Here is a 25,561-nt window from a genome sequence, read left to right on the forward strand (position 1 = left end):
GTAAGCAAAATGGTAAGTTTTAACATGTGTATTTTTAAGTAGTATAAAATAATTATTTTTTAATATATATAATTTTGAAAAGAGGTGTAGATATGTTTAAAAAGAAAATTTTAGCATTAGTTACTTGTTTTTTTGTAGCTACAAGTGCAATAGCAGTTAATGCAGAAACATTAAAATCTAAAGAATCATCTATTACAAAGAAAACTGTAGCTAGTAACCAGATTGAAGAAATGTCCTCAACTGATGGATATGTAGCAGAAAAGAGTGGAGATTATATTATTGTTGTTGGAGAAGCAGAAGAAGGGTCACATAATCAGTTAATATTAAGTATTATTGATGAAACTGAAATAGTGGATACTAGGGGAAATAAAATCAGTAAGGATAAAGTAAAAAACAGTTCAGTTGTTGAAGTGTTTTATGAAGGACAAGACACGAATAGCGCATTACCATTTGCAATTGCTGAAAAAATTATTGTGAAAGATGGAGCAGGAATTGAAGGAACCGTTTCAAAAATTAGAAAGAGTAATAATAACAATAATTATTATGTAACAATTGAAGCAAATATTGAAGAGAATAAACAAGATTATAAGAGGGAGTATACTTTAATAATTGAAGAAAATACAGAATTAATTGATAAAGATGGAGACAAAATATCTATTTATGATATTGAAAAGGGAATGAATATTGTTGGTATACACGATAAAAATGCAACAAACAGTATACCACCACAATCACGTGCTTTTAAGATAATTGTCATGGATGAGATTACGGAAAATAAAAATATAGTTGAAGGAATGGTAGATGTTTTTGTTCCTATGGAGAATGAAACAGAGTCAGAGCTCAATAAAGAAGCTTATTTATCAATAATTGGAAAAGCTAAGACTGAGGATACTAGAAGTAAGGTAAATGTGTTTATAACAAAAAATACTAAGATTATCAATGAAGATGGAGAGGAAGTAGTTTTAGAAAAGATAAAGAAAGGTAGTGTTGTAGAGGTTATATTTAGCACTGAATCAGATAATGATGATGATGAGAGTGCTATTGATGCTGAAAAAATTATTATTAAAAATTTAAAAGGGATTAAAGGAAATATCCTTTCAATAAATCAATTTGGTGATAATTCATTTATTTTAGTTGGAGGATATCAACAAACAAATAATTATGCTCAAATGACATTGATTTTTGGAGATAATACTGAAATAGTAGATATAAAAGGAAATAAGATAGGTCTTCATGATCTTAAGCAAGGTATGGAAATAGTAGGTATTCATAGTGTAATATCAACCATAAATTCAACTCCTCAAGCTGAAGCTTACTCAATAATAGTAACTAGTGAGGTTAATGACACTAAATTAGCTGTTGAAGGTATGGTTTATAAAGTTGTAAATTCTACTAAAAAGAGGATATCAATTGTAGGGGAAGCCTTAAGCGAAAACTCACCAAACTATGTTGACTTATATATTGATACTAATACGGAGATTGTAGATGAACAAGGGCAGAAGTTAGATATAGATGATATAAAAGAAGGATCAGCTGTTCAAGCGATTTTTGGACAAAAGTTAACAAAGAGTGAGATACCAATCGGTACAGCAGATAAAATAATTATTAGAAATGCTTTGGCTGTAAAAGGGGAAGTTACTAATACTAATAATCAGATAAGTTTTATTGAGGTAAAAAAATCAGACAATTATTATGATAATATTATATTAAAAATTAATAATAATACAGAGATTGTAGACTTAAAAGGAAAAAAATTAAGTAAATATGATCTAGGTAAAGGTGCAAAGGTAATAGGAATACACAGTTTAACTGCAACAAGAGAGTTACCACCTAAAACAGTAGCATATAAGATTATTGTTTTAGAGAAAGGTGAAGTAGCAAGTAAGCATATAGTTGAAGGTATGATTTATAAAGTATCTTTATACTATAAAAACAGAATATCAATTGTAGGAGAAGCATTAACTGAAAATGCACCAAACTACGTTGATTTAAATATTGAGAATGATACTGAAATTGTAAATGAACAAGGCCAGAAGTTGGATTTAGATGATTTAAAAGAAGGATTAGCAATTCAAGCTGTATTTGAGAGAAAACTAACAAATAATTCTATTCCTATTGGTACAGCAGAGAAGATAATTGTAAAAAATGCTTTAGCTGTAAAAGGTGAAATAATTGATACTAATAGTACTAGGAGTTATATAAAGGTAAAAGATTCAGATGATTTTTATGATAGTATAATATTAAAAATAAATGAAAATACACAAATTGTAGATTTAGATGGAAATGATTTAAGTATAGAAGAGTTAAATAAAGGTGTAAAGGTTATAGGAATACACAGTTTAGCTACAACAAGAAGTTTACCACCTCAAACAGTGGCATATAAAATTATTGTTTTAAAGAAAGGTGAAGTGGTAGGTAACCATATAGTTGAAGGTATGGTTTATAAAGTTTCAACCTATTATCTAAACAGAATATCAATTGTAGGAGAAGCATTAACTGAAAATGCACCAAACTATGTTAATTTATATATTGATAGTAATACTGAAATTGTAAATGAACAAGGAGAGCAGCTGGATTTAGATGATATTAAAGAGGGCTCTGTGGTTAAAGCTATCTTTGATCAAAAAGCTGAATATAAATATAGTTTTGCATTAGGAGCAAAGTCTATTATTCAATCTATCTTTGGAAATAGTTTAACAAAAAACTATATACCAAACGCTACAGCTGAAAAGATTATTGTTAAAAATGCTTTAGCTGTAAAGGGGAAAATTAGTGATACAAAGAATAATAGAACAATAATCGAAATTCAAGAAGAAGATCAATACTATGATAATATTGTTTTAAAGGTTGATAATAATACCGAGATAATAGATATTGAGGGGTATGAATTAAGCAAATCAGATTTAAATGAAGGTTCAGAGGTTATAGCTATTTACAGTATACCAAGAACAAATAGATGGGAAGAGGAACCATTAGCTTATAAGATAATAGTTTTAGAACAAAATGATGAAGACGATGACGATGATGACGACGATGACGATGACGATGATGACGACGATGAAGACGACGATGAAGACGATGATGATGATTATAAATCAGAAATGTATATAATGGGATATGCATCTGCTTATGAAAGACACGGAGAGTTGATGATTTTAGTAAAAAATCAAAGTAATGGAAAAGGTAAAATGAGTCAAGTTGTTTTAGAAATCGATAGAAGAACTGAAATAGTAGATGTTCAAGGAAATAAAGTGACAGTTTCGCAATTATTAAGTAACAGAAAAAAAATTAAAGTTCATTTTACAGTTAGTAAATCAAGAGACGGAGTTATGGAAGGTATAGCGAGAAGAATAGTAATGCAAGGCAAACCAGTAAGTCCTGGTAGAGGTAATGGTCCAGGCAGAGGTAATGGAAAAGGTAATGGTAACGGTAACAAGAATAAATAAAATAAGTTTAAAAATCCCTGCAGATAATGTTGGGATTTTTTTTAACTAAATGAATATACATAGTGTAATGGTAGGGTGCATTGTATTTCACTTAGGATTATCAGAATGACATAAAAAAAGACCTAGATATGATATTATAATAGTTTAAAATGACAGTTAAGAATAAAAAATGAATAATTTAAATAAAAGAGGTGATAAAAAACTCATTATATGATATAATGAACTAAATTAACGGATAAGAAATACGAGGAGGATGTTCTTATGAAAAGCAAAACCAAGAGTAAGGGGAGTAATAAACATGTTACAGCTATAATACTGTTATTAACTGCGGTGTTAATGGTATTAGTCGCTAATTATATAGTTCTTCCAGTATACTCAATTAGCTATTTTGGAAGTGTAATTTGTTTGATAATACTCTCAATACCTATAGGGGCAATAATCTGGTTATATACAAAGAAGATACTTTTAGCAGGTATATTACCAGTAGTATTGATCCTATTAATGATATTTAACATATTTACTTCAACAGGAATAGTTAGTGGAGGAAAGAAGAGAGCAATTATCGGTGAAATTAAAAATAAAGAATTCTCTACTGAAATATCTCCAATAGATTTATCTCAACTACCAACAATTGATCAAGCTTTAGCTAAAAATCTTGGAGATAAAAAATTGGGTGAGCAAGTGGCTTTAGGAAGTCAGGTGACTTTAGGTGAGTTCACACAGCAAAATGTAAATGATAAACTATACTGGGTAGCACCACTGCTTCATTCTGGTTTCTTTAAATGGAACAGCAATAAAGAAGGTACACCGGGATATATTATGATAAGTGCAACAAATCAAATGGACGTTAAATTGGTACAAGAAGTTAATGGTGAGAAAACTAAAATTAAATATCAGCCAAATGGATATTTTTCAGATGATCTAGCAAGACATATATATTCAGCTGGATTTAAAAATATTGGACGTACAGATTATTCTTTTGAATTAGATGATACAGGAAGACCGTACTGGATAGTTACTAAGTATGAGAATACTATCGGGTTCACAGGTGCTAAGGTTACAGGAGTTATCAGTGTAGATGCTCAAACAGGAGAGATTAATGATTATAATTTAGATAATATACCTTCATGGGTTGATAGGGTTATTCCTGTGGATTTTGTTATGAATCAGCTTGATGATTGGGGACGTTATATTCATGGATGGTGGAACCCCTCAGACAAGGATGTTGTTCAGACTACAAAGGGATACAATATTGTATATAATGATGGAGAATGCTTCTATTATACAGGTATGACATCTGCAGGAGCAGATGAGTCAACAATAGGTTTTATGCTTACCAATACAAGAACTAAGGAAACAACTTTCTATAAGGTTTCTGGTTCTCACGAGTACGCTGCAATGGAGTCTGCTGAAGGGCAAGTTCAGGAGAAGGAGTATTCAGCAACATTCCCTATATTAATAAATATAGATGGTCAAGCAACTTACTTTATGACATTGAAGGATAAGAAAGGACTTGTGAAACTTTACGCTATGGTTAACGTTAGAGATTATAGTGTGGTTGGTGTAGGTGAATCACTTAATAAAACTAAATCAAATTATATTAAAAAACTTAAAAATCGTGGTGATTGGCAAACCCTTCAAAACAGCAGTGATGAGGTAACCGAAACAGGTACAGTTCATAGAATTGGAACATCCATAATTGAAGGAACAACTTACTATTACATTGTAACAGTTGAAAACCAAGATAAGATATTCATAACATCTCTTAATATGAGTAGTGAGCTACCACTTACTAGAGAGGGAGATAAAATAACATTCAAATACTATAAGAATGAGAATTCAAGTATAGATCTTGTGGATTTTGATAATCTTGAATTATCACAGATTAAATCTCAAGAAGAAGAAAAGGTTATTGAAGAAAATGAGAAGCTAGAGAAAGAAAATAATAATTAAAAGAATCACCCCAGGGGTTAAATTCACCTGGGGTGATTACATATCTAAATAAACTTTCCTATTGAAGACTCAGTTTCTTTGTAAAATTCATATCCTAACTTTTTATATAGAGATGGAGCTCGATCATTTGCACTCCATACCTCTAATCTAGATTCATCAACTTTAATTTTATTAAAATATTCTAAGGCTTTACCAATGAGCAGTTTACCAATACCTTTTTTTCTCCATGATTTACATACTAGCAGATCCTCAACCCAACCTATTTTCTTATTATCATCTTCTATTACATATACCATAATATCACCAATTATTTCACCATTACATGTTGCAGCAATATTATGCCAACCAGTTTTCTTTTGGAAATCAAGGACTTCCTCAATGCTATATCCTGGAGTGAATACTGTTTTATGTACATGGATGAATTTTAATATTTCTTCTTCAGTAGCTAATGGCCATTCTGTAATCTCAATATTATCAATTGGATCAATTTTATAATTAAGATTAGTCATAGTATTTCTAAGAATATGCATTCCTTCATCATGGACAAAACCTTCTTTAGAAGAATAATAATCAATATTTTCTTTATCATTTGAAAAGCAGCAATGATATACTTTTGTTTCTAAATCTTTATTTTCCTCTTTAATACTGTAGGCTCTCTCCAATAATTTATCAAAGATATGGTCTTTAATTTCATCTTTATTTTTTGATTCTTCTACATCAATATTGATATAGATATTATGTCTTTTATTCTCATATAAATCAGAAGCTATGAATGGGTACGCACCACCCTTGCCTAGAAAGTTGTTTTCTGAATCATATGCTAGAAATTCGTTTTCATTTTTTCCTTTTTTAATTATAATCCCCATAGTGTTCACCCTTCTTTATGTTTTTATAAATATTTATTATTGTCTTCGGTATTAAAATTTTAGCATAAAAGTTAAAGAGAATATATGCAGAGAATTATTCTTACTGTTTTTTACCTAATAGAAGAGGACAATCATAAATAAAAACTCTTTAGAATATATTTTTATAGATGTAGGAGGGATGAAAAGTGAGAAAAATAGTAATATAGTTTCTCGCGTATGTGAGAAACATCCATCGTTTTCCATTTTCCATTATCAATTTTCCATTTGTTTTTATTGACCATTACGTAACGTAACCCTTTACAATGATTTTGGTAGGGATTTTACATCTAGTGTAGAATTAATAATTATTGGAAGGTGAATGTAATGGGGAAAAACAATATGTATAAAGAAACTCAATTATACACTGCGGGGCAATTCGCACAAATGGCTGGAGTATCATTAAGGACAGTAAGATATTATGATGAAAAGGGATTACTTAAACCAACTAGCTATAATGAAGCAGGGTACAGGTTATACAATGGAGAAAAGTTTGAAAGGATACAAAGAATACTTACATTAAAATATTTAGGGTTCTCTTTAGATGAAATAAAAGGGCTTGTTAATCAGAAGATGAAAGTAGATAGAGCAATAAATATTCAGAAGGAAGCGGTTAGGCAAAAGATATCTCAGATGGATAATATTTTAAAGGCACTAGATGCGGCAGAGGATATGTTTAAGAGGGAAGAAGGGGAACATGATGAGATACAGTGGGAAAAGTTTACTGATGTAATTAAGGCAATCAATCTTCAAGAACAGATATTGGAACAGTTTAAGAGTTCATCTAGCCTTGAATGCAGGATAGACTTTCATGATAGATTTGGTACTGATAAGCGAGGTTTTCACAAATGGATATTTGATAGAATAGAGTTTAAAGATAAGAATATAAGAGTTCTAGATAGTGGTTGTGGTGACGGAACTTTCTGGTTGAAAAATAAGGATAGGATTCCTAATAAATGGACAATAGTATTAAGTGATATGTCTCAGGGAATGATTCAAAAGGCAAAAGAAAACCTAAAAGGGATTGATGGGAACTTTCAATATAGAATAGCTAATGTGGAAAATTTACCTTTCAAGGATGAGGAATTTGATATAGTAATGGTAAATTATATGCTTCAGTTCGTTGAGGATAGAAATAGGGCATTTAAGGAGATTAAAAGAGTACTAAAAAAAGAGGGAACATTCTATACAAGTACATTTTCAAGAAAGCACATGAAAGAATTGCGAGAAACACTTAAAGAAGTTAATGAGAATGTGAAGCTCACATTAGGTAATACAATAACTGGGTTCGTAATTGAGAACGCAGAAGAACAGATTAAAGAAGTATTCTCTAAAGTAGATATGGAGAAATATGAAGGTTCTCTTAGAGTTGATGATACTCAAAGTATATTAAATTATATGTTCTCTACATCGGCTAAAATTAATGAAGTACTGAGTAAAAAGGAAATTAAAACTTTAAGAAAGAAGTTTCAATCAGTGATTGAAGAAGAGGGATATTTCAATATAACTAAGGAATCTGGTTTATTTAAGTGTAGAAATATTTAGTCCAAACAGGGGACGGTTCATTAATTTTATAGATTAATGAACCGTCCCCAATTTTACCCCAGTGGAATTACTCCTGGGGTAAATTCTGTGTTAAAATTATATTGGAACAATATTGAAAAGAGGTGTAAAAATGGAAAGTATTAAGGTGTTGATTATAGAGGATAACAAGTCATTAAATAGGGGAATAACTTTCAAGCTTAAAAGAGAAGGATATGATGTTAGGTCGGCAGAGAATATTAGTGAGGCAAGAAAAATATTTGAAGGAGAAGAGCTGCAGTTAATAATAAGTGATGTAGATCTTCCAGATGGGTGTGGATTTGATTTCTGTGAAGAGGTAAGAAAGAAGAGCGATGTGCTTATTATATTCCTTACTGCAAGTGATAGTGAGGTGGATATTGTAACTGGTCTTGATATGGGAGCTGATGATTATATAACTAAACCTTTCAGTTTAACTGTATTAACTTCAAGGATAAATGCTCTGTTTAGAAGAAATATGGTTAAAAAACAGAGTGATGGAATAGTCTCTGGAGAATTAAGATTCAATCAGAAAGAATTAAAGCTAATGAAGGGTAATTGTGAAATACCTCTAAGTAAAACTGAGATTAAGATAATAGGATATTTTCTTGATAATCCAATGCAGATACTTACCAAAGAACAGATACTTCATGAGATGTGGGATATTAATGGAGAGTTTGTTAATGAGAATGCTCTTGCTGTTAATATAAAGAGAATAAGAGAGAAGATAGAAGATACTCCTCGTGATCCACAGTACATAAAAACTGTTAGAGGTATTGGGTATATATGGAATAGGAAGTGTAGATATAATTAGGAGGGATGGTAATGAATATTTTAAGGGAACCTATTTTAAAAAGGGGAACTATACTGATTGGAGTAGCTATGACTATACTCCTAGCTGCACTTATGATAAATAATTTAATTCTTGTTGAGAGGGTAAGGAAGAATAGTGTACAAGCCATGGAGCGGGTTATAGGTGCTGTTGTTAGAGATAATCAGGAATTAGAAAAGGATGTTATTAAGGCGTTTTTTGGTGATTATAGTGAAGAGAAGAGCAATGATTACAGAGAAATTGGACAGGTTACCTTGAATAAATATGGATATATTCCGAATCCAAGTCTACTTGAGGATAGTATATACAAGAGTGTATTTATAAATGGAATTTGGGTAAATTTAGGTTCTTTTTTTATTGTAGTTATATTTATAGGAATAATATGGTGTGTAAGTATTGGTGGTATTAGCAAGAAGCTTAAACATCTTAAATATGTTGTTGAGGAGATAATTGAAGGGAATTACAATATTGATATTTTATCCTATGATGAGGGGATATTTAATATTATTGAGAATAAAATACATGGGATGAGAGGGGTTATAACTGGAACGATTGAGGGGATAGAAACAGAGCGGAATAAGTTGAAAGAATTATTAACAGAACTTTCACATCAGTTAAAAACACCAATAGCTTCAATGAAGATGTATAACGAATTAATCAGTGAAGAAGAACTATCATTTGAGGAGAAAATTGAATTTCATGAGAAGAATTGCGAGGATATAAATCAGATGGAGTGGTTAGTTGATTCTCTAATAAAACTATCTAGGTTAGAGATTGGAATGATGGATCTTAACATGAAAAAGAAGAACATAAAAAATACCATAGTAAATGCGGTTAATGGTGTTTATATGAAAGCAGTTGATAAGGATATTGATATTCAAATTGATATTTCAAAGGACTATGAGTTAGAGCATGATGAGAGATGGACTAAAGAGGGGCTTATGAATGTATTGGAAAATGCTATAAAGTATTCAGAAAGAGGAAGCAGTATATGTGTTCAGGTGAATGAAATGGGATCACTTATAAAGATAGATATAAAGGATGAGGGGATAGGTATTCCAGAAGAAGAATACAACAACATATTTAAAAGGTTCTACAGAGTTGACCAAAGTAGAATTTTGAAAGAAGAAGGTTCAGGTGTTGGGTTATACCTCACTAGGAAGATTATGGAAAAACAAGGTGGCAACGTCATTGTAAAATCGGAAGAAGGAGTAGGAACAGTATTTTCCCTTTTATTACAGAACTGTAATAAAAACTGAAATAAAACTGAAATAGAACCTTGCTAGAATATTAAGTGTAGAGAGAAACATTGATTAGTAAAAATATCAATTATATAAAATACACATTAATAGGGGGAATTTATGATGACAATTCTAGAAACTAAAATATTAAAGAAGTATTATGGAAAAGGAGAAAATTTAGTTAAAGCTGTTGATGAAATAGATCTTCAAGTAAATAAAGGGGAGTTTGTATCAATAATTGGAAAATCAGGTTCAGGAAAAAGTACCATGCTCCATCTTTTAGGAGGACTTGATAGACCTTCAAATGGAAAGGTCTTGATAGATGGAAAGGATATATTTTCAATGGATGATGATGAACTTGCAATATTTAGAAGACGAGAGATTGGATTTATATTTCAATCATTCAATCTTATACCAGTACTTAATGTTTGGGAGAATATTGTACTTCCTATAGGACTTGATAATCAAGTGGTTGATGAAGAGTATGTAAATGAGATTATAAAGATGCTTGGACTTGAACATAAAAAAGATACTTTGGTATCAAATTTATCTGGAGGGCAACAACAGAGAGTGGCAATTGCAAGAGCGTTAGCAAGCAAGCCTTCAATAATATTGGCAGATGAGCCTACTGGTAATCTTGATTCTCAAACAGGAAATGAAGTACTTACACTTTTAAAGAATTCAATAAAGAAATATAATCAGACACTTGTGATGATAACTCATGATAATAGTGTTGCTCAGATGGCAGATAGAACTGTAAGGATTGAAGATGGAAAGATAACTCAGAATAGTATTAAGAAGGCGGTGATTTAAGTGAAGGATGCTGTTAAAAATATTTCTAGTAAGTATTATAAAGAGAATAAAGGAAGAAATAGATTAGTGGTATTAGCAATTATATTAAGTACTTGTTTATTTACAAGTATATGTATATTTGTTTCTTCTATAAATCACTCAATGAAGATGGAGAGATATAGAACTCTTGGTGGACAACATATGATACTATTTAATCTTAATGATGAGCAAATTGAGAAAGTAGATTTATTTCAGAGAACTGATGAATTTGGCAAATTAAATGAAATTGGTGAAGTTTTAAGTGAGAAACTACAGGAGAATAAGCAGAGTGTTAAGTTAGTTTATAAGGATCAATCAGTTTTAAAATTTAATGGCATGAGCTTGAATAAAGGTAAGTATCCAGTTGAAAGTGATGAGATTGTAGCTGAGAGTAGAGTGATAGAGAATTTAGGTGGACAAGGGGAAATAGGAGAAAATATAAAGATTACTTATTCTTTAGGGAATAGTACAGAAACTAAAGAGTTTAAGGTAGTAGGTATATTAAGAGAGAAAAGTTATAAGAAGAGAGCAAGGGTTGGAGAAATTGTATTAAGTGAAAATTTTGTATCTAACATGGGAATAAACGAGTTTGATGTTTATGTGAAGATGAAGGGTATTGGTTCATCAAACATAACAGAGAGCTGCTTTAAGTTACAGAGATTATTAGAACTAAATGAAGAGCAAGTGAAAGTAAATTTAATGTTAATAAATGATATATCTATTGATCCAACAGCAGTAATTGGGGGAGGGATGGTTGGATTACTTGTAATACTTGTTGTAACAGTTGTAATATATAATATTTTTTATATATCTGTTAGAGAACGAGTAAATATTTTAGGACTTTTAAGTGCTGTAGGAACAACAAGAAAACAAATAAGCAAGATTATTAAGAATGAGGGAAGAAGAGCTGCATTAATAGGTATCCCATTTGGAATAGTGACAGGATACGTTTTAAGTTATATTATAATACCTTTAACTATGAGTAATATTAATATAGAAATACATTCAACTCCATTTATAATTCCATTAGTTGCTCTTATTGCATATTTAACAGTAGCATTAGGAATGAGAAAGCCAATAAAGATAGCTTCAAAAGTATCTCCAATAGAAGCGGTAAAATATACTGGAGCAGAGAATTTAGGAAAGAAGAAAGGTCGAAAATCATACAAAAAGGTTGATGTTAGGACTCTAGCTAAAGAAAATTTCTTAAGAAATAAGAAAAGAACAGTTATGACAATATTATCTCTTTCTCTAAGTGGGATTCTTTTTATCACAGCATCAACAATACTTAGCAGTATGAGTATTGACAGTCTTTTATATGGTAGATTTATTGGAGAACATAGGATAGTACTTAATAGACAAGATATATTTGATGTTGAAGTTAATCCTATCAAAGATGAATTTATTGAAAAGATAAAGAAGATAGATGGTGTTAAGGATGTAATGTTATTTAAGTATAGAACTGGTAAAAAAATTGATATGGATATTACAAAGAGAGAAAGTGAATTTGAACTTTATGGATATAGTGATTCCACATTAGATAAGCTTCAAAAGTATGTAATTGAAGGAAAGATAGATAAAGAAAAGATGAAGAAGGGGAATGGGATAGTATTATTTAATAGAAATAATAGTTACTCTTTAGGACATAAGATACAAAGAAGTGAAATTGAAATTAATAGTGGAAAAGAATATATAAATGAATATGAGGTTATAGCAATAGTTGATGAACTTCCAACTCGTGTATTTGGATATAGTAAAGGAATTACAGGAATTACTCATGCGGATAACATGCCTAGAAATTATAATGACAAATATATTGGTATGGAGATTGATGCAAAAAATGGATATACAGAGAGTGTGGGTAATGAACTAGAGATAATATGTAATGGAAATCCTTCATTAGAATTTGGTGGTATGGTAACAGCGAAAAAAGACATAAATAAAGAACTTATGGGATTAAAATCCATTATATATGCACTTGTAATTGTAATTGGAGTTATAGGAATACTTAATATGGTTAATACAATGGTAACAAGTATATTATCAAGAAAGAAAGAGTTTGGTCTTCTACAGGCAATAGGGTTAAGTAATAAAGGATTAAGCAGAATGATCCAGTTAGAAGGGATATACTATGCAGCTATAAGTAGTATAATATCTGTTGGTGGAGGAACAATTGTAGGAAAGTATGCATTTAAATTATTTAAAACTGAAGCAGAATATGCTATATATAAGTATCCATTAGTAGCTGTAATTTCAACAGTAGGAATACTGTTCTTATTACAACTATCTATAATATACTTTGTGAAAGGTTCTATAGGTAAAGATTCTATTGTTGAGAGAATTAGGCATAATGTATAGAATTATATAAATAATTTTTTAAATAGCTCTCTTTTTTAAAATAATGTTGAAAAAATATAGGCAATAGATTTCAACATTTTCTTAAAAAAGAGAGCTATGTTTTAAAAGCAATGGAAGATGAAGTTTTAAAAGAATGGTTTTCAGAACCTAAATATATCAGGAGCATAGGAGCAGTTTTTGATGAAAATTTTAAATCTTTTTATAAAGAAGAAATTATACCTATAGTTAACTATGATGCTATTATTTTTAGTTGTAAAGAAGAACAAGAAAAAAATATAATAAAAATAATACATTTATTGTATTTAAAAGTAGAAAATTGTATAATGGGAAGAGTATTGTGCTGTGAAAACGGTTGCAATGCTCTTTTTTTACGAAGGGGCGAAATATAAAAGATAATTGAGAATGTAGAATTGAGAATGGAGAATGATTGACATTTCACTCTGTGAAATTTTAATCTAATTATTTTTCTACTATAGGGTTCACTTGTTTCATTTTACAATGAAACATTGTACTTGAAATACAATATTTTATCTAAAGATAAAATGAGTAAAAACATATTGGTCTAAAGGACAACAGAATGTAGTTTCTGCGTAAGCAAGAAACATCTATCATTCTCCATTCTCCATTCTCAATTATACATTTGTTTTTAAGCGAGCTTTACGAGCTTTATTTAGAGGGGGGAGGAAATGTGAAGTATTTTAAAAGAAAACTAAAGATATATACTCCATTTATAAAGAGTACCATTCAAAGAGTAATGACCTATAAGTTTAACTTTTTTATGGGATTGCTAGGGAGTGGACTGACTGTTATTATAACCTTCTATTTATGGAAGGCTATATTTGAAAGTTCAGGACAAGAAACTATTAAAGGATTTACATTTAATGAGATGATAATTTACATATTTATTAGTTTAATAACTATGAGATTAACTAATAATTATGTAGAGTATATGGTGTCTGAAGATGTGAGAACAGGGGCTTTAGCTATGAATCTAATAAAGCCAATAAACTATTTCATAAGATTGTTATTCACATCAATTGGAAATATCCTTGGTGAATCAATCTTAATAAATGGACCTATGATTGTTGGAATAGTGATATATCAAACTTTCTATTCAAGAGGAACAATACCATCTTTCTCAACATTGGTATTATATATAATTAGCATAATACTATCATTCATGATAATGATTTTCTTCAATTTCTGTTTTGGAATGTTATCCTTCTATGTGGTTTATCTATGGGGACTTAACTTTACTAAAACTGCCTTAATGAAATTTCTATCTGGAGAATTGATACCTTTAGCTTTCTTTCCATTAGGGTTTAGAAAAATTATGCATCTAACTCCATTTGCATCCATAAATTATACTCCTGTTATGATATATTTGAACAAATATAAAGGGAATCAAATACTTATTGAGATGGGTGTTCAGGTGATTTGGGTAATATTGCTTATGTTATTAAGTTACTATATATGGAAAAGAGCAATAAAGAGAGTTACCATAATGGGAGGATAAAGATATGAGGAGATATTGGAAGTTATATAAAAGGTTTATTTCACAGTATTTAAAGATTCTAATGCAATCAAAGACTAATTTTTTTATGGGCTTTTTAGGCTTCTTTTCAGTACAGATGTCAGGTATTGCTTTTTTATATCTTGTTTTTGAGAATATTCCTAACCTTAATGGTTGGAGTTTTTATGAGATATTATTTATTTATGGATTTGCCCAACTACCAAGAGGGGTTGATCACCTTTTAACTGATTATCTATGGGTATTTAGTAGAAATACCATAGTTACAGGTGATTTTGACAGGTATATATTAAGACCAATAAACCCATTATTTCAAGTTATAGCAGAGAGACTTCAATTGGATGCAGTTGGAGAATTAGTTACAGGTGTCCTAATTATGGGAATTGCCTATAATAAATTAAATATGAGTTTAACACTCATTGAAATAGTACTACTTATTATTGTGATAATTGCAGGGGCTATAATTTATACATCTATCAAGTTGTTCATTGCTTCATTAGCTTTTTGGATGAAGCAAACAATGCATCTTTTATTCATGGTATATAGTTTTTCTGATTTTGCAAAATACCCTAACAATATATATTCAAAGGCAATTCAGGGAGTCATAACATTCATAATTCCTTTTGCATTCACAGCATTTATACCTGCATCATATTTTCTCAACAAAAGTAGTATATATTTAGGGATTTTTGGAACTGTGGGAGTTGCTATAGCTACATTTGTAATAGCCTATAGTACTTGGTGTATTGGAGTAAAAAACTATGAGAGCGCAGGAAATTAACATAATGGAGGGGGCAAAATGATAGAAGTTAAGAATCTTACAAGAGATTTTAAAATATATAATAAAGGTACAGGGCTTAAAGGAACATTCAAGAGTTTGTTTAAGAACGATTTTGAAATAAAAAGAGCAGTAGATAATATGAATTTTAAGATAAATAAAGGGGAAATAGTTGGGTACATAGGAGCTAATGGTGCGGGGAAGTCAACAACGATAAAGATGATGAGCGGTATACTTGTACCAACTAGCGGAGAATGTATTGTTAATGGAATGATTCCATATGAGAATAGAACTAAAAATGCTAAGAATATTGGAGTGGTTTTTGGTCAGAAGACTCAATTGTGGTGGGATTTGCCTTTAGGAGAGACTTTTAATATTTTGAAGGATATATATGAAGTTGAAGATAAAGCATTCAAAGAAAGATTATATTTTTTAGATGATGTTCTAGAAATATCAAAGTTTAAGAATAATGCAGTTAGAACATTATCTCTTGGGCAGAGAATGAGAGCAGACCTTGCTGCATCACTGATACATAATCCGCAAATATTATATCTTGATGAGCCAACTATTGGGCTTGATGTTATGGTAAAAGAAAGAATTAGACAAGCTATAAAGGAGATTAATAGAGAATATAAAACTACTATCATATTAACAACACATGATATGAGTGATATTGAAGAATTAAGCCATAGAATAATAATGATTGATGAAGGTAAGAAAATCTATGATGGTGAGCTAAATGAACTCAAGAAGGAGTTTGGAGTTGAAAAAACACTGAAGATTGAACTTAAAAACTCAAATAAGGTTAAGAATATGAATATTCCAAAGTTACTTAACCTTGGAGAAGAAGATATTAAGAGTGATATAGATGGAAACTACCTTAATATTACATTTGATAGAAGAAAAACAGAAATGTCACATATTATAAGTTCAATTGTAAAAGGAATAGAGATAAAGGATCTTATTATTGAAGATATGAACGTTGAGGATATAGTTAAGGGTATATATAGAAAAAATAATTAATTTTAATAAAAAAGGACTATATTCTGGATAGTCCTTTTTTAATATGATTTATGTGTTAATCCATATTAAAGGCATCCCCAAACTGTGATAGTGCTTCTCCAAATAATGCTTTTATTAGGGTTTCATCTGCAACAACTTTCCATTCACCATCAATTTTTTTGCAGTTAATTTTAACGGTTCTTTTAGTAGTACTGAACTTATTATCTTTAATAGCTTTTTCTATTTTTTCTATAAGTTTCTTTTGCATTGTTTCCTCATCTATACCTGAGAAACTAAGAGTAAGAGCTTCTTGCATCATAAAGCCTATAAACTCAGTGAAATCAATGGATTCAATTTCAGTAGTGACTACAGCTTTATTATCATTTACTTTAGTTTCTATAACTTTAAACTCCATATTAGAGAATATGGGGGAGAATAATTCATCTCCTTCAGATTCATTAAATATATCGGCAGATCCAGTCGTTGATTCTTGTAATTTTTTAGTATCAAATTTTTTTAATGATGTTAGTGTGTTTTTTACTGCAGAGGTTACTTCGTCATTTGGGCTTTTGTCACCACAACTAACTAGTAGAGTTAATGACATTAATAATACAATAGATAAACATAAAATTTTTTTCATTTCCAATACCACCTTTATAATATATCAATATATTGTATAACTTAATTTATTAAAAAATTCCATATAATAGGTAAACTTTTAAGTGATTTAAATAACTTTTGATTTTATAGTACGTATAAAATATATATGGATATATTTGGGTATTGAATTTAAGTTATATGAATAAATTAAGTTGGAGGTTTGAAATGAAAAAGAAAATTTTTTTAGCTATTACGGTGGCAATTGCCCTTAGTGTTACTTCGTGTGGAAGTATCTCTAAAAATGATAATGCATTAAATAGTAGGAAAGATAATACTAGTACAGCTGATAATGCTAAGTATGATAAAAGTACTGAAGTAGCAACTGAAAGTAAAGAAGAGAAAAAGAGTAATAGGAAAAATAGTTACAAAGATGAAGCTAAAAATGAGTGTGTAACTAATGATAGTAAAGTGGTTGATAGTTCTTCGTATCAGTATGGAAGTAATGAGGAGTACGGTATATTTGAGGAAAATGGTATTAAGGGAGTATCTTCAGACCCGTTATCTACTTTTTCAATTGACGTTGATACGGCATCGTATAGCAATATGAGAAGATTTCTTATGGATGGAATGCTACCTCCGAAAGATTCTATTAGAATAGAAGAGATGGTAAATTATTTCACATATGATTATAATGAGCCTTATGGGAATAAACCTGTAGAAATATATGGAGAGATTGGGAAATGTCCTTGGAATTCTAAGCGATATCTTGCAATGATAGGGCTTCAGGCAAAAGAAATTCAGTTTGATGAGACAAAAGGAAACAATTTAGTGTTTTTAATAGATGTTTCAGGGTCTATGGGACAGGAAGATAAATTACCGTTGCTAAAGAGTGCTTTTAAAATGCTTGTAAAGAATTTAAGAGAAGAAGACAGAGTATCTATCGTAGTATATGCAGGAGCATCAGGAGTAGTTCTTAATTCTATTTCAGGAGAATATAAGGAAGAGATTATAGCAGTTCTTGATAATTTATCTGCTGGTGGTTCAACAGCTGGAGGAGAAGGTATAGAACTTGCATATAGGATAGCTAAAAAGAATTTTATTGAGAATGGTAATAATAGAGTTATATTAGCAACAGATGGAGATTTTAATGTAGGAATAAGCAGTGAAAGAGAGCTTGAAAAGTTTATTGAAGAGAAAAGAAATCAAGGAATATTCCTTAGTGTGTTAGGCTTTGGAACAGGAAATATTAAAGATTCAAAAATGGAAATTTTAGCAGACAAGGGAAATGGAAACTATGCATATATTGATTCAATAATGGAAGCAAAGAAGGTTCTTGTTAATGAGATGGGGTCTACATTATACACTGTTGCTAAAGATGTTAAGCTTCAAGTTGAGTTTAATCCTGCTAAAGTAAAGGGGTATAGATTAATAGGTTATGATAATAGAAGATTAAATAATGAAGATTTTAATGATGATACTAAAGATGCAGGAGATATGGGGGCAGGGCACACAGTTACTGCATTCTATGAAATAATACCTTATGATTCTGAAGAAGTAGTTCCAGGTGTAGATCCATTAAAGTACCAAAATAATGTTAATAATGAGAGTGATGAATGGTTAAATGTTAAGATTAGATATAAACATCCAGATAAGAATACCAGTGAACTTGTTAGTAGAGCTATAGGAAATCAAAATATTAAAAGGATAAACAGCATTGATTTTGATTTTGCAAGTGCTGTAGTTGAGTTAGGGCTAATACTCAAGGATTCAGAATATAAAGGAAATGTGTCAATAGATAAGGTTATAAATCGAGCTAGACAGGGTAAGGGCATTGATATGAATGGATATAGAGCTGAGTTTATAAAATTAGCGGAACTTGTTAAAGAGCTTAGATAAAATATTACTTTCCAGTGTACAAAATAATTCTCATAAGGTACAATAATATGGTTAACCCACAACAAGTAATATGGTTGAATAATATAATGTACAATAGAGGAGATGAAATAATGGATTACAGTAAAATGGACTTTAAGAAAGTAATTGAAAGAATAAATGCTTTATATAATAAAAGTAAAAGTGAAGGGCTAACAGAGGAAGAAAAGAAAGAGCAGGCTGAGATAAGACAATATTACATTAGCGTTATTAAAGGTAACTTTAAATGTAATTTAGACAAAGTTGAAAAAACTAATAAAAATTCTAAAAAGAAAAAATTTAAAATGTAAAATATTTAGGTCAAACCTCATTTCATGTGATAATGAGGTTTGATTTTTTTAATTCTAATTTTTTTAAACAAAAGCATATTTTTAATAATACAAGAGTTTAATGAAAAAGTTTAATGCAAAAGTTAAAAAAACGCATTTTGTGCAATTTTACTTAAAAATATTTAAATATATATGCTATTGATTAAAATAATTGTTTATATATGGGTATGTTTGGAGTATAATGTACTTTATGTAAGAGAATTTTTTTGTTTGTTTTGGGGGAATTATGAGTATAGGTAAAAATATAAATATAAACATAAATATAAATAAAAGTTTGCAATTAGCTATAGGTGGTTTTTTTATTGCAATAATAACATTTAGCGTAGCATATGGATTTATGCATATAAAATTAAAAGAGAGTGAAAAGGAACAATTTAAATTTGTTGCATCTTCTTTTAAAATACCAATTGAAGAGTATTATAAGGTTGCTTCTCAAAAGGAAAAGGAAATAGAACATGAATTGTATTATGTATTAAAAGACATGAATGAAGAATTAAAGGATATTCCTTTTCATGAAATAAGTAATGAATTAATAGTAACATTGAAAGATAAATATGGATTATCAGAGGTGGCTTTTCTCCAGCGTAGGAATGATGGCGAGATAATTATCGGTAAATCATCAATAAAAGAGGAAGAGGGTACTAAAACTTCAAAATGGGGATACTGGTATGATGCATTTACTCAATTATTTGATAAAAAAGAAGTTGTAATAGGAAGAGGATATAGTAAAGATCAATATTGGATAGGGCCTAAATCATATGCGTATACAAATTATAAGCAAAATAAGATGAAAAAGTATTATAAGTTTGCTTATTATTTAAATGAGGAACAAGGATATTTAATAAACGGGATAATAAAAGAGGAAGAGTATAATCAATATGGTACAACTGCATTAAATAATCTATTAGAGGAATTTACAGATAGAGTGGATGGTATTAATGAAATTTCTATTCTCAATGCTAAGGCTTGGAAAGAATTTTATGATGGAGAATCAAATGATCCTTTTATAATCTATGGAAATATGATTCATGGGGATTTTATATCTATGAATATTTCACCATATAATATTAGCAGTGAAAAAGAGATTGAATTTATAAAAACATCATTAAATGGTAAAAAGGTATGTTCAGTGTTTATTCCAATAAATAATGAATTATATATAAGTCTAATCTTAAAAAAGAATTTTTTAGAATCTTATGATATAAAGCTTATAATAATCCTTTTATTTGTTAGTATAATTATAAGTTTAATTATTAGTGTAATTGTGAAAAATAAGCTGGAGCAATATGAGAACCTTCTTGAAGTAGAGAAAAAGAGGCTTCAGGTAATTGAGGAGTTTAAAGACGCTGTAGCTAACGTTCCAGATTGTATATTTAGATATAAAGTTATAAATAATAAAATGTATCTTACTTATAAAGATGGAAGAACTATATCAGAAGATAATTATGTGGCATTAAAAGGTGAACTTATTCCTATGGAAGAAAAGATGGATTTTAACTTTATAAATAAGAACAAGACAAAGTTAATGAAAGCGTATATTCTTGGTGAGAAACAAAATTTTGAATACATTATGAATGAAAAATTTCTAGATGTAATATTAATTCCATTAAAAAATAAAACTAATGAAGGGCATATTGTTAGTGAAGTAGTGGGTTTTGTAAATGATATAACCAAGTATATGAAAGATAACAAAGATTCTGTGTATAAAGCATATCATGATGAACTTACAGGTGCTTATAATAGATATATGTTCAATAAGGATTTTGAAGCTCTTAAAAGTGAACTTGAAGAGTTTGAAGTATTATATTTAGATTTGGATGGATTTAAATCTGTAAATGACAAGCTAGGTCATAAAACTGGTGATAAAATCTTAAAGAATATAGTTGATAGAATGAAGAACGTGCTCATTGAGGACAGAATATACAGAGTTGGTGGAGATGAATTTGTAATACTAGCAAAATATATTGGTGAAGATGAAAATTTAAAATTAGTTAAAAAGATTATTGAATCAGTTAATATGAATATAGAACTTGAAGGAGAGCTCATTGAAGTGGGAGTAAGTGTTGGAAGAGCTAAATATCCAGAAGATGGAACAAGTAAAGAGGAATTGTTAAGAATTTCTGATGAGAAAATGTATTCAGTTAAAAGTATGAAAAGATGATAAAGCAACAACACCCTACAATATTGTAGGGTGTTGTTGCTTTAAAGGGAAAGTATTGCATATGTTAAAAATAATAAGTTATAATTAATATAAGGAAAAAATAGGAAGAAGGTGTTGTTGTGGGGGATAATCTTGATAAAAGAGATATTGAGGGAAAAGATAAAGAGATTAAAGATGAATCAATAAATGATGAAGAGAATAAAGAAGAAAATAAAGATGAGTCATTTATTGATCAAGAAAATGGGGATGGAGCTTTACCAGAAGAGACAAGAAGAGATATTGTAAAGGTTGAAAATGAACTTATTGTTATTGAGTCTGCAGAAAAAAATACTTTTTTAAGAAATATTGCTTTATTGGTAAATAGAGATGTGATTAAAAAGAGTATTATTAGTTCTATTATCGCAATAATGATTTCTCTGATTCTTAGCTTTTGTATATCAAACTTTTTTATGGTAGGTGTGAATGATTTCTTAGAAGGAAAAGAAGATGCGTTTCAGGAGATGAATATAAAGAGCGATATTAGAATAAATTCTTTAGATGTTTATAATATGAGTTACATGAATAGAGGAAGGCTTGAATTTTTCATTAGAAATTTAGATGCTAGTGGATCTATTTCAGGGGGACAGGTAGATATTAAAATATCTATTATGTTGCTGCTGCTGATCCCTGTTATTGCTTTTGGTATTTGCAATATTCCTCTTTATAGAAATAAAAAATCAACAAGAGAGAATGTAAAATATTACGTTGCTACGTCATTTTTTACCAGTATATTTTCTAGTATATTTATTATTCTTTCAATTAAGAATGCTTCTTTTAGTGACAAGGTATATTTAAATATAGATTTCACATCTAAATTTGCATATAATTTCTTGGGAAATATCTTCAATGTATTTCTCGTATCAATATTAATACAGTTGATATTTAGTAAGATTATAAAGAAAGAAACAGGAAATTTATTTAAACGAGAGTTAGTAAAAGAAACTGGTGATGCTATTAAAGGGGTATTAAAGGATGCTTTATTATTAGCAACTGTACTGGGATTTATAATATTCTTTTTTGCTACATTAAACATGAAAGGAAATATGTTTAGCAACCTAAATATTATGGAGTTAATAGTTCTTATTCCAAATATAATAGCTTATGTATTTTTGTTCTTATTTGGAGGGGCATTTAGAGGGGAGGCCTTTGGAAATCAGTTTAATATTAACCACTTAGAGGTTTCTAAGAAGGTGCTAAACGAATCTCCTATAAAAAGTGAATACATTATAATAATAACAATACTAGTCATAGGCTATATAGGCTCAAGCGTTATAAAGAATTTAAGTAAGTTATCTAAGAAGAATATGTTTTTGAAGTATGGTATTTTTTTAATAAGTATTTCAGGGATAAATGTATTCATCGCATATATATCAAGTAGTTATGGAAAGTTTACAGGAGATATTAATAAGCTTATAGAGATATTTAAAGAGGTATCTGTTATAAAAGATACAAGACTAATAAGTAGAGGAGTTTATTTAGGTAGTAATATATTGAATGCACTTATTAGTACTGTGATTTTATCAGGAATTGCAATTATTGGACACATATTTATTACAAAGTTTCTTAAGAAGAATGAAGAAATAGTAAAACATAAAAAGAAGTTTACTATGATTAAATGGATAAGTGTTATGGTGATTGCTTTAGTGGCTATTGGAGTTTTATTTTTAATGAGAGGAGAGAGGGTATTTAGCAGCAATGCTTTAATACAGCAAGAAGAAATTAAGCTAGAATTTAAAGAGTTAGATAAAATTAGAGCACTAACTAACAAAGAATTTATTATATTAACTAATAATACTGTATACTCAATTAATGGGAAAAAGGTGAAAAAAATATACTCTACTTATAGCGATATTATAGATATATCTGTGGGTATAGAAGGGCATGTTTTGATTCTAAAAGCTCCCAAAGATATGGTTTTAATAAATAAAAAGGGAAAAGAAATTTATTCTGATAAGGTAAAAATGGAATATGAGTTTATTAAGAATAATAAACTAGATGATAGAGTGTGCTGGGATTATGATCAAGATATAGTAATATTTAAAGGTGAAACATATAGAAAGATTAATCTTAAAAATGGAACCATAAGTGAATTAAAGAATAGTGAGATGTTTAATTCAGAAGCTCAAAAACACCTTAATGAGATTAAAAGTTTTATAGAGAATAATGGGGAAATGAAGAACTTTAGAATAGTTCAAATAGATAACAAGAAGGAGATTATGCTGGTGGAGAATATTAATGGTGGAGGATATTTTATATTTAATACTAAGACCATGGATGGAATAAATGTTAGCCAGGATATTAAATTCTTACTTGCTGAGCATGAGGAGGAAAAAAAGTGATTAGGAAGTTAAAGTTTTTTATTAGTTTTATGTTTATAGTACTTTTATTTTCTTCCTGTGGTGCTAAAGTAAGTACAAACCTCATAATAAAGGAAGATGGTGGAGGAAAAAGAGTAATTTATGCTCAAATATCACATGAGGATATGAAGAAAGTGAGGGGAGGAGAGGAATCACTTATAAAGGTACTAAATGACAATAAACCCCAGAATGTAAAGCTTTCTAAAATATCTAATGAGACAGGTGTTACATTGAAGTTTGAAGTAGAGTTTAGTGATAAAATAGAATATGGGGAAAAAATTCACAGTATAATAGGAAAAGATCATCAGTACGAGTATAACTACTACAAAGATGCTTTTAGGAAAAGTTTTGAGATGTATGAAGAGGATATAAATTATGACCTTATTAAGTGGGCTGTTAATGCAGTTGAAAATGCTGGAATAATAAAAGGGAATTCTTCTGATTTTTATGAAATAGGGGATACAACAGTAGAAACTCCACTTGGAAAATTCACCTTTAATGGAGATATTAATATAGCAGAAAAATCCGAGCATTATATTGAAAATATAAATATAATAACTAAGTATAATGACTTAGGAGATATAACTAGAAGGATAGAGATAGTCTTTACCAAAACTGTGCACGATAATATGAATGGTGGAGAGCTGCTAAAATATTTTAATAACATTCTTCCAGGATTTGAGGTTCGTGAATCAGAAGAGGAAGTAATATACATGAATACTATAGATATGGTAAAAAGAAATGAAACCTATGAACACATGAACTCTCTTACAAATGATACTCATGATTTTATAGTAAAGAGATCTGAAGGTGGAAACGTTTTTGTTGAAAAAAATAATTTAAAGGAAAGATTTTCATTAAGTAATATTTCAAATAATCCTGGAACAAAGGTTAGAATTAATTATCTTTTAATTTATCCTAAAGAATATGAGCTTAGTAGTAATAGTGAAGAGGAGATATCTATAAAAGAGTACGATGATAAGTATAATATGATTGATGTTAAGTTCTTTAATGAGGTATCTGTTGATTTAAATATTGATAAAGGGATAAAACTTAAAAGTATTGATTATAAGATAGAGCTTAATGGGAAGAGTGATGTGACTAAAACAGTTAATTACCTTTTCAATAAAGGGGATATTAAATTAGTAGAAGAGGAAATTGAGCAGTTCTTTAAAAAAATTAATAAGGATAGTATGAAGTATGAAAGCAGAGATATAATTGGATTTAGAGTAATTGAAGAAAAGAAGTTAAACAATAAGATTGACATGGAGTATGTAGAGGATAATAAAGAATTACTTCAAGTTTGGGAGGGAAGAGCATCAAATATAAATAAGGAATTTATAAATGTATATGATTGTACATTCATTGAAGATTTTATAGGATCGATTATGCCAACAGACAGGATAGAATATACAATAAGCATTCCAGAAGATTTATATGTGGAGTTTGGAGAGTTTAACGGAACAGAATTCAAAGATGGAGAATTTTTTTCATTTGAAAAAGATAAAAAAGAAATTAGATTTGAAATTGATACTAAAGATGAGGGGTATAATACCTTGAGTAATATTACTATGAGTCTAATTGTTTCAAAAGAGAAAAACATAATAACATTTATTTTGTTTACAGTACTGACAGTTATTTTTGTTGGGACGGGAGCAGTGCTCTTAAAAAAGAAATGGAGAATGGATAATGTATAATGGAGAATGAAG

Annotated in this window: 18 protein-coding genes; 16 read left to right on the forward strand and 2 right to left on the reverse strand. The window is 29.4% G+C overall.

Translation table 11 applies throughout. The annotated features are described in order from the left end of the window. Positions 1-92 precede the first annotated feature (92 nt). Together OW730_RS06375 and OW730_RS06380 are read left to right on the forward strand one after the other, a co-directional pair. Entirely contained in the window at positions 93-3,446 is a 3,354-nt protein-coding gene (locus OW730_RS06375; RefSeq protein ID WP_271228230.1) for a hypothetical protein, read from the forward strand. A gap of 261 nt (positions 3,447-3,707) precedes the next feature. Next, positions 3,708-5,399, forward strand: coding sequence for a cell shape-determining protein (locus OW730_RS06380; protein WP_271228231.1), 1,692 nt, complete (start codon positions 3,708-3,710; stop codon positions 5,397-5,399). A 44-nt stretch (positions 5,400-5,443) separates the two neighbouring features. Here the strand turns inward: OW730_RS06380 and OW730_RS06385 are convergent, their stop codons facing one another. Then, the gene (locus OW730_RS06385) at positions 5,444-6,265 is read right to left on the reverse strand and encodes a GNAT family N-acetyltransferase (protein ID WP_271228232.1); all 822 of its coding nucleotides are present in this window, start codon (positions 6,263-6,265) and stop codon (positions 5,444-5,446) included. A gap of 363 nt (positions 6,266-6,628) precedes the next feature. On the opposite strand from OW730_RS06385, the gene OW730_RS06390 reads away from it, so the two are divergent. From OW730_RS06390 to OW730_RS06430, 9 genes are all read left to right on the forward strand, one after another. Beyond that, positions 6,629-7,846, forward strand: a complete 1,218-nt coding sequence (locus OW730_RS06390; RefSeq protein ID WP_271228233.1) for a MerR family transcriptional regulator — start codon at positions 6,629-6,631, stop codon at positions 7,844-7,846. A 130-nt stretch (positions 7,847-7,976) separates the two neighbouring features. Continuing rightward, positions 7,977-8,675 (forward strand): response regulator transcription factor, encoded by a 699-nt coding sequence (locus OW730_RS06395; protein WP_271228234.1) that lies wholly within the window; start codon positions 7,977-7,979, stop codon positions 8,673-8,675. 11 nt (positions 8,676-8,686) lie between these two features. Further along, positions 8,687-9,952: a sensor histidine kinase gene (locus tag OW730_RS06400; protein WP_271228235.1), complete on the forward strand. Its 1,266-nt coding sequence runs from the start codon at positions 8,687-8,689 to the stop codon at positions 9,950-9,952. Positions 9,953-10,057: 105 nt separating this feature from the next. Next, complete coding sequence (locus OW730_RS06405; RefSeq protein ID WP_271229525.1) at positions 10,058-10,747, forward strand: ABC transporter ATP-binding protein; 690 nt, start codon at positions 10,058-10,060, stop codon at positions 10,745-10,747. Next, positions 10,748-13,123: an ABC transporter permease gene (locus OW730_RS06410; RefSeq protein ID WP_271228236.1), complete on the forward strand. Its 2,376-nt coding sequence runs from the start codon at positions 10,748-10,750 to the stop codon at positions 13,121-13,123. Positions 13,124-13,233: 110 nt separating this feature from the next. After that, positions 13,234-13,512: a hypothetical protein gene (locus OW730_RS06415; protein WP_271228237.1), complete on the forward strand. Its 279-nt coding sequence runs from the start codon at positions 13,234-13,236 to the stop codon at positions 13,510-13,512. A gap of 299 nt (positions 13,513-13,811) precedes the next feature. Beyond that, positions 13,812-14,639, forward strand: a complete 828-nt coding sequence (locus OW730_RS06420; RefSeq protein ID WP_271228238.1) for an ABC transporter permease — start codon at positions 13,812-13,814, stop codon at positions 14,637-14,639. Positions 14,640-14,643: 4 nt separating this feature from the next. Continuing rightward, positions 14,644-15,435, forward strand: coding sequence for an ABC transporter permease (locus OW730_RS06425; RefSeq protein ID WP_271228239.1), 792 nt, complete (start codon positions 14,644-14,646; stop codon positions 15,433-15,435). 18 nt (positions 15,436-15,453) lie between these two features. Beyond that, positions 15,454-16,455: an ABC transporter ATP-binding protein gene (locus OW730_RS06430; RefSeq protein WP_271228240.1), complete on the forward strand. Its 1,002-nt coding sequence runs from the start codon at positions 15,454-15,456 to the stop codon at positions 16,453-16,455. Positions 16,456-16,510: 55 nt separating this feature from the next. Here OW730_RS06430 and OW730_RS06435 read toward each other — a convergent pair whose 3' ends face one another. Then, the gene (locus OW730_RS06435; RefSeq protein WP_271228241.1) at positions 16,511-17,074 is read right to left on the reverse strand and encodes a hypothetical protein; all 564 of its coding nucleotides are present in this window, start codon (positions 17,072-17,074) and stop codon (positions 16,511-16,513) included. Between the two features lie 185 nt (positions 17,075-17,259). On the opposite strand from OW730_RS06435, the gene OW730_RS06440 reads away from it, so the two are divergent. The 5 genes from OW730_RS06440 (at position 17,260) to OW730_RS06460 (ending at position 25,549) form a co-directional block, all read left to right on the forward strand. After that, positions 17,260-18,930 (forward strand): vWA domain-containing protein, encoded by a 1,671-nt coding sequence (locus tag OW730_RS06440; protein WP_271228242.1) that lies wholly within the window; start codon positions 17,260-17,262, stop codon positions 18,928-18,930. 125 nt (positions 18,931-19,055) lie between these two features. Further along, on the forward strand, positions 19,056-19,256 hold the full coding sequence (locus OW730_RS06445; RefSeq protein ID WP_271229526.1) for a DUF896 domain-containing protein: 201 nt from the start codon (positions 19,056-19,058) through the stop codon (positions 19,254-19,256). 265 nt (positions 19,257-19,521) lie between these two features. Further along, a complete protein-coding gene (locus OW730_RS06450) occupies positions 19,522-21,456 on the forward strand; it encodes a GGDEF domain-containing protein (RefSeq protein ID WP_271228243.1) in 1,935 nt (644 codons plus the stop codon). 119 nt (positions 21,457-21,575) lie between these two features. Then, entirely contained in the window at positions 21,576-23,834 is a 2,259-nt protein-coding gene (locus OW730_RS06455) for a hypothetical protein (protein ID WP_271228244.1), read from the forward strand. Beyond that, positions 23,831-25,549, forward strand: a complete 1,719-nt coding sequence (locus tag OW730_RS06460; protein WP_271228245.1) for a hypothetical protein — start codon at positions 23,831-23,833, stop codon at positions 25,547-25,549. Before OW730_RS06455 ends, OW730_RS06460 begins: the two co-directional genes overlap by 4 nt. Positions 25,550-25,561 lie beyond the last annotated feature (12 nt).

It is taken from the genome of Oceanirhabdus sp. W0125-5 (assembly GCF_027938815.1).
Lineage (GTDB): Bacteria > Bacillota > Clostridia > Clostridiales > Clostridiaceae > Oceanirhabdus.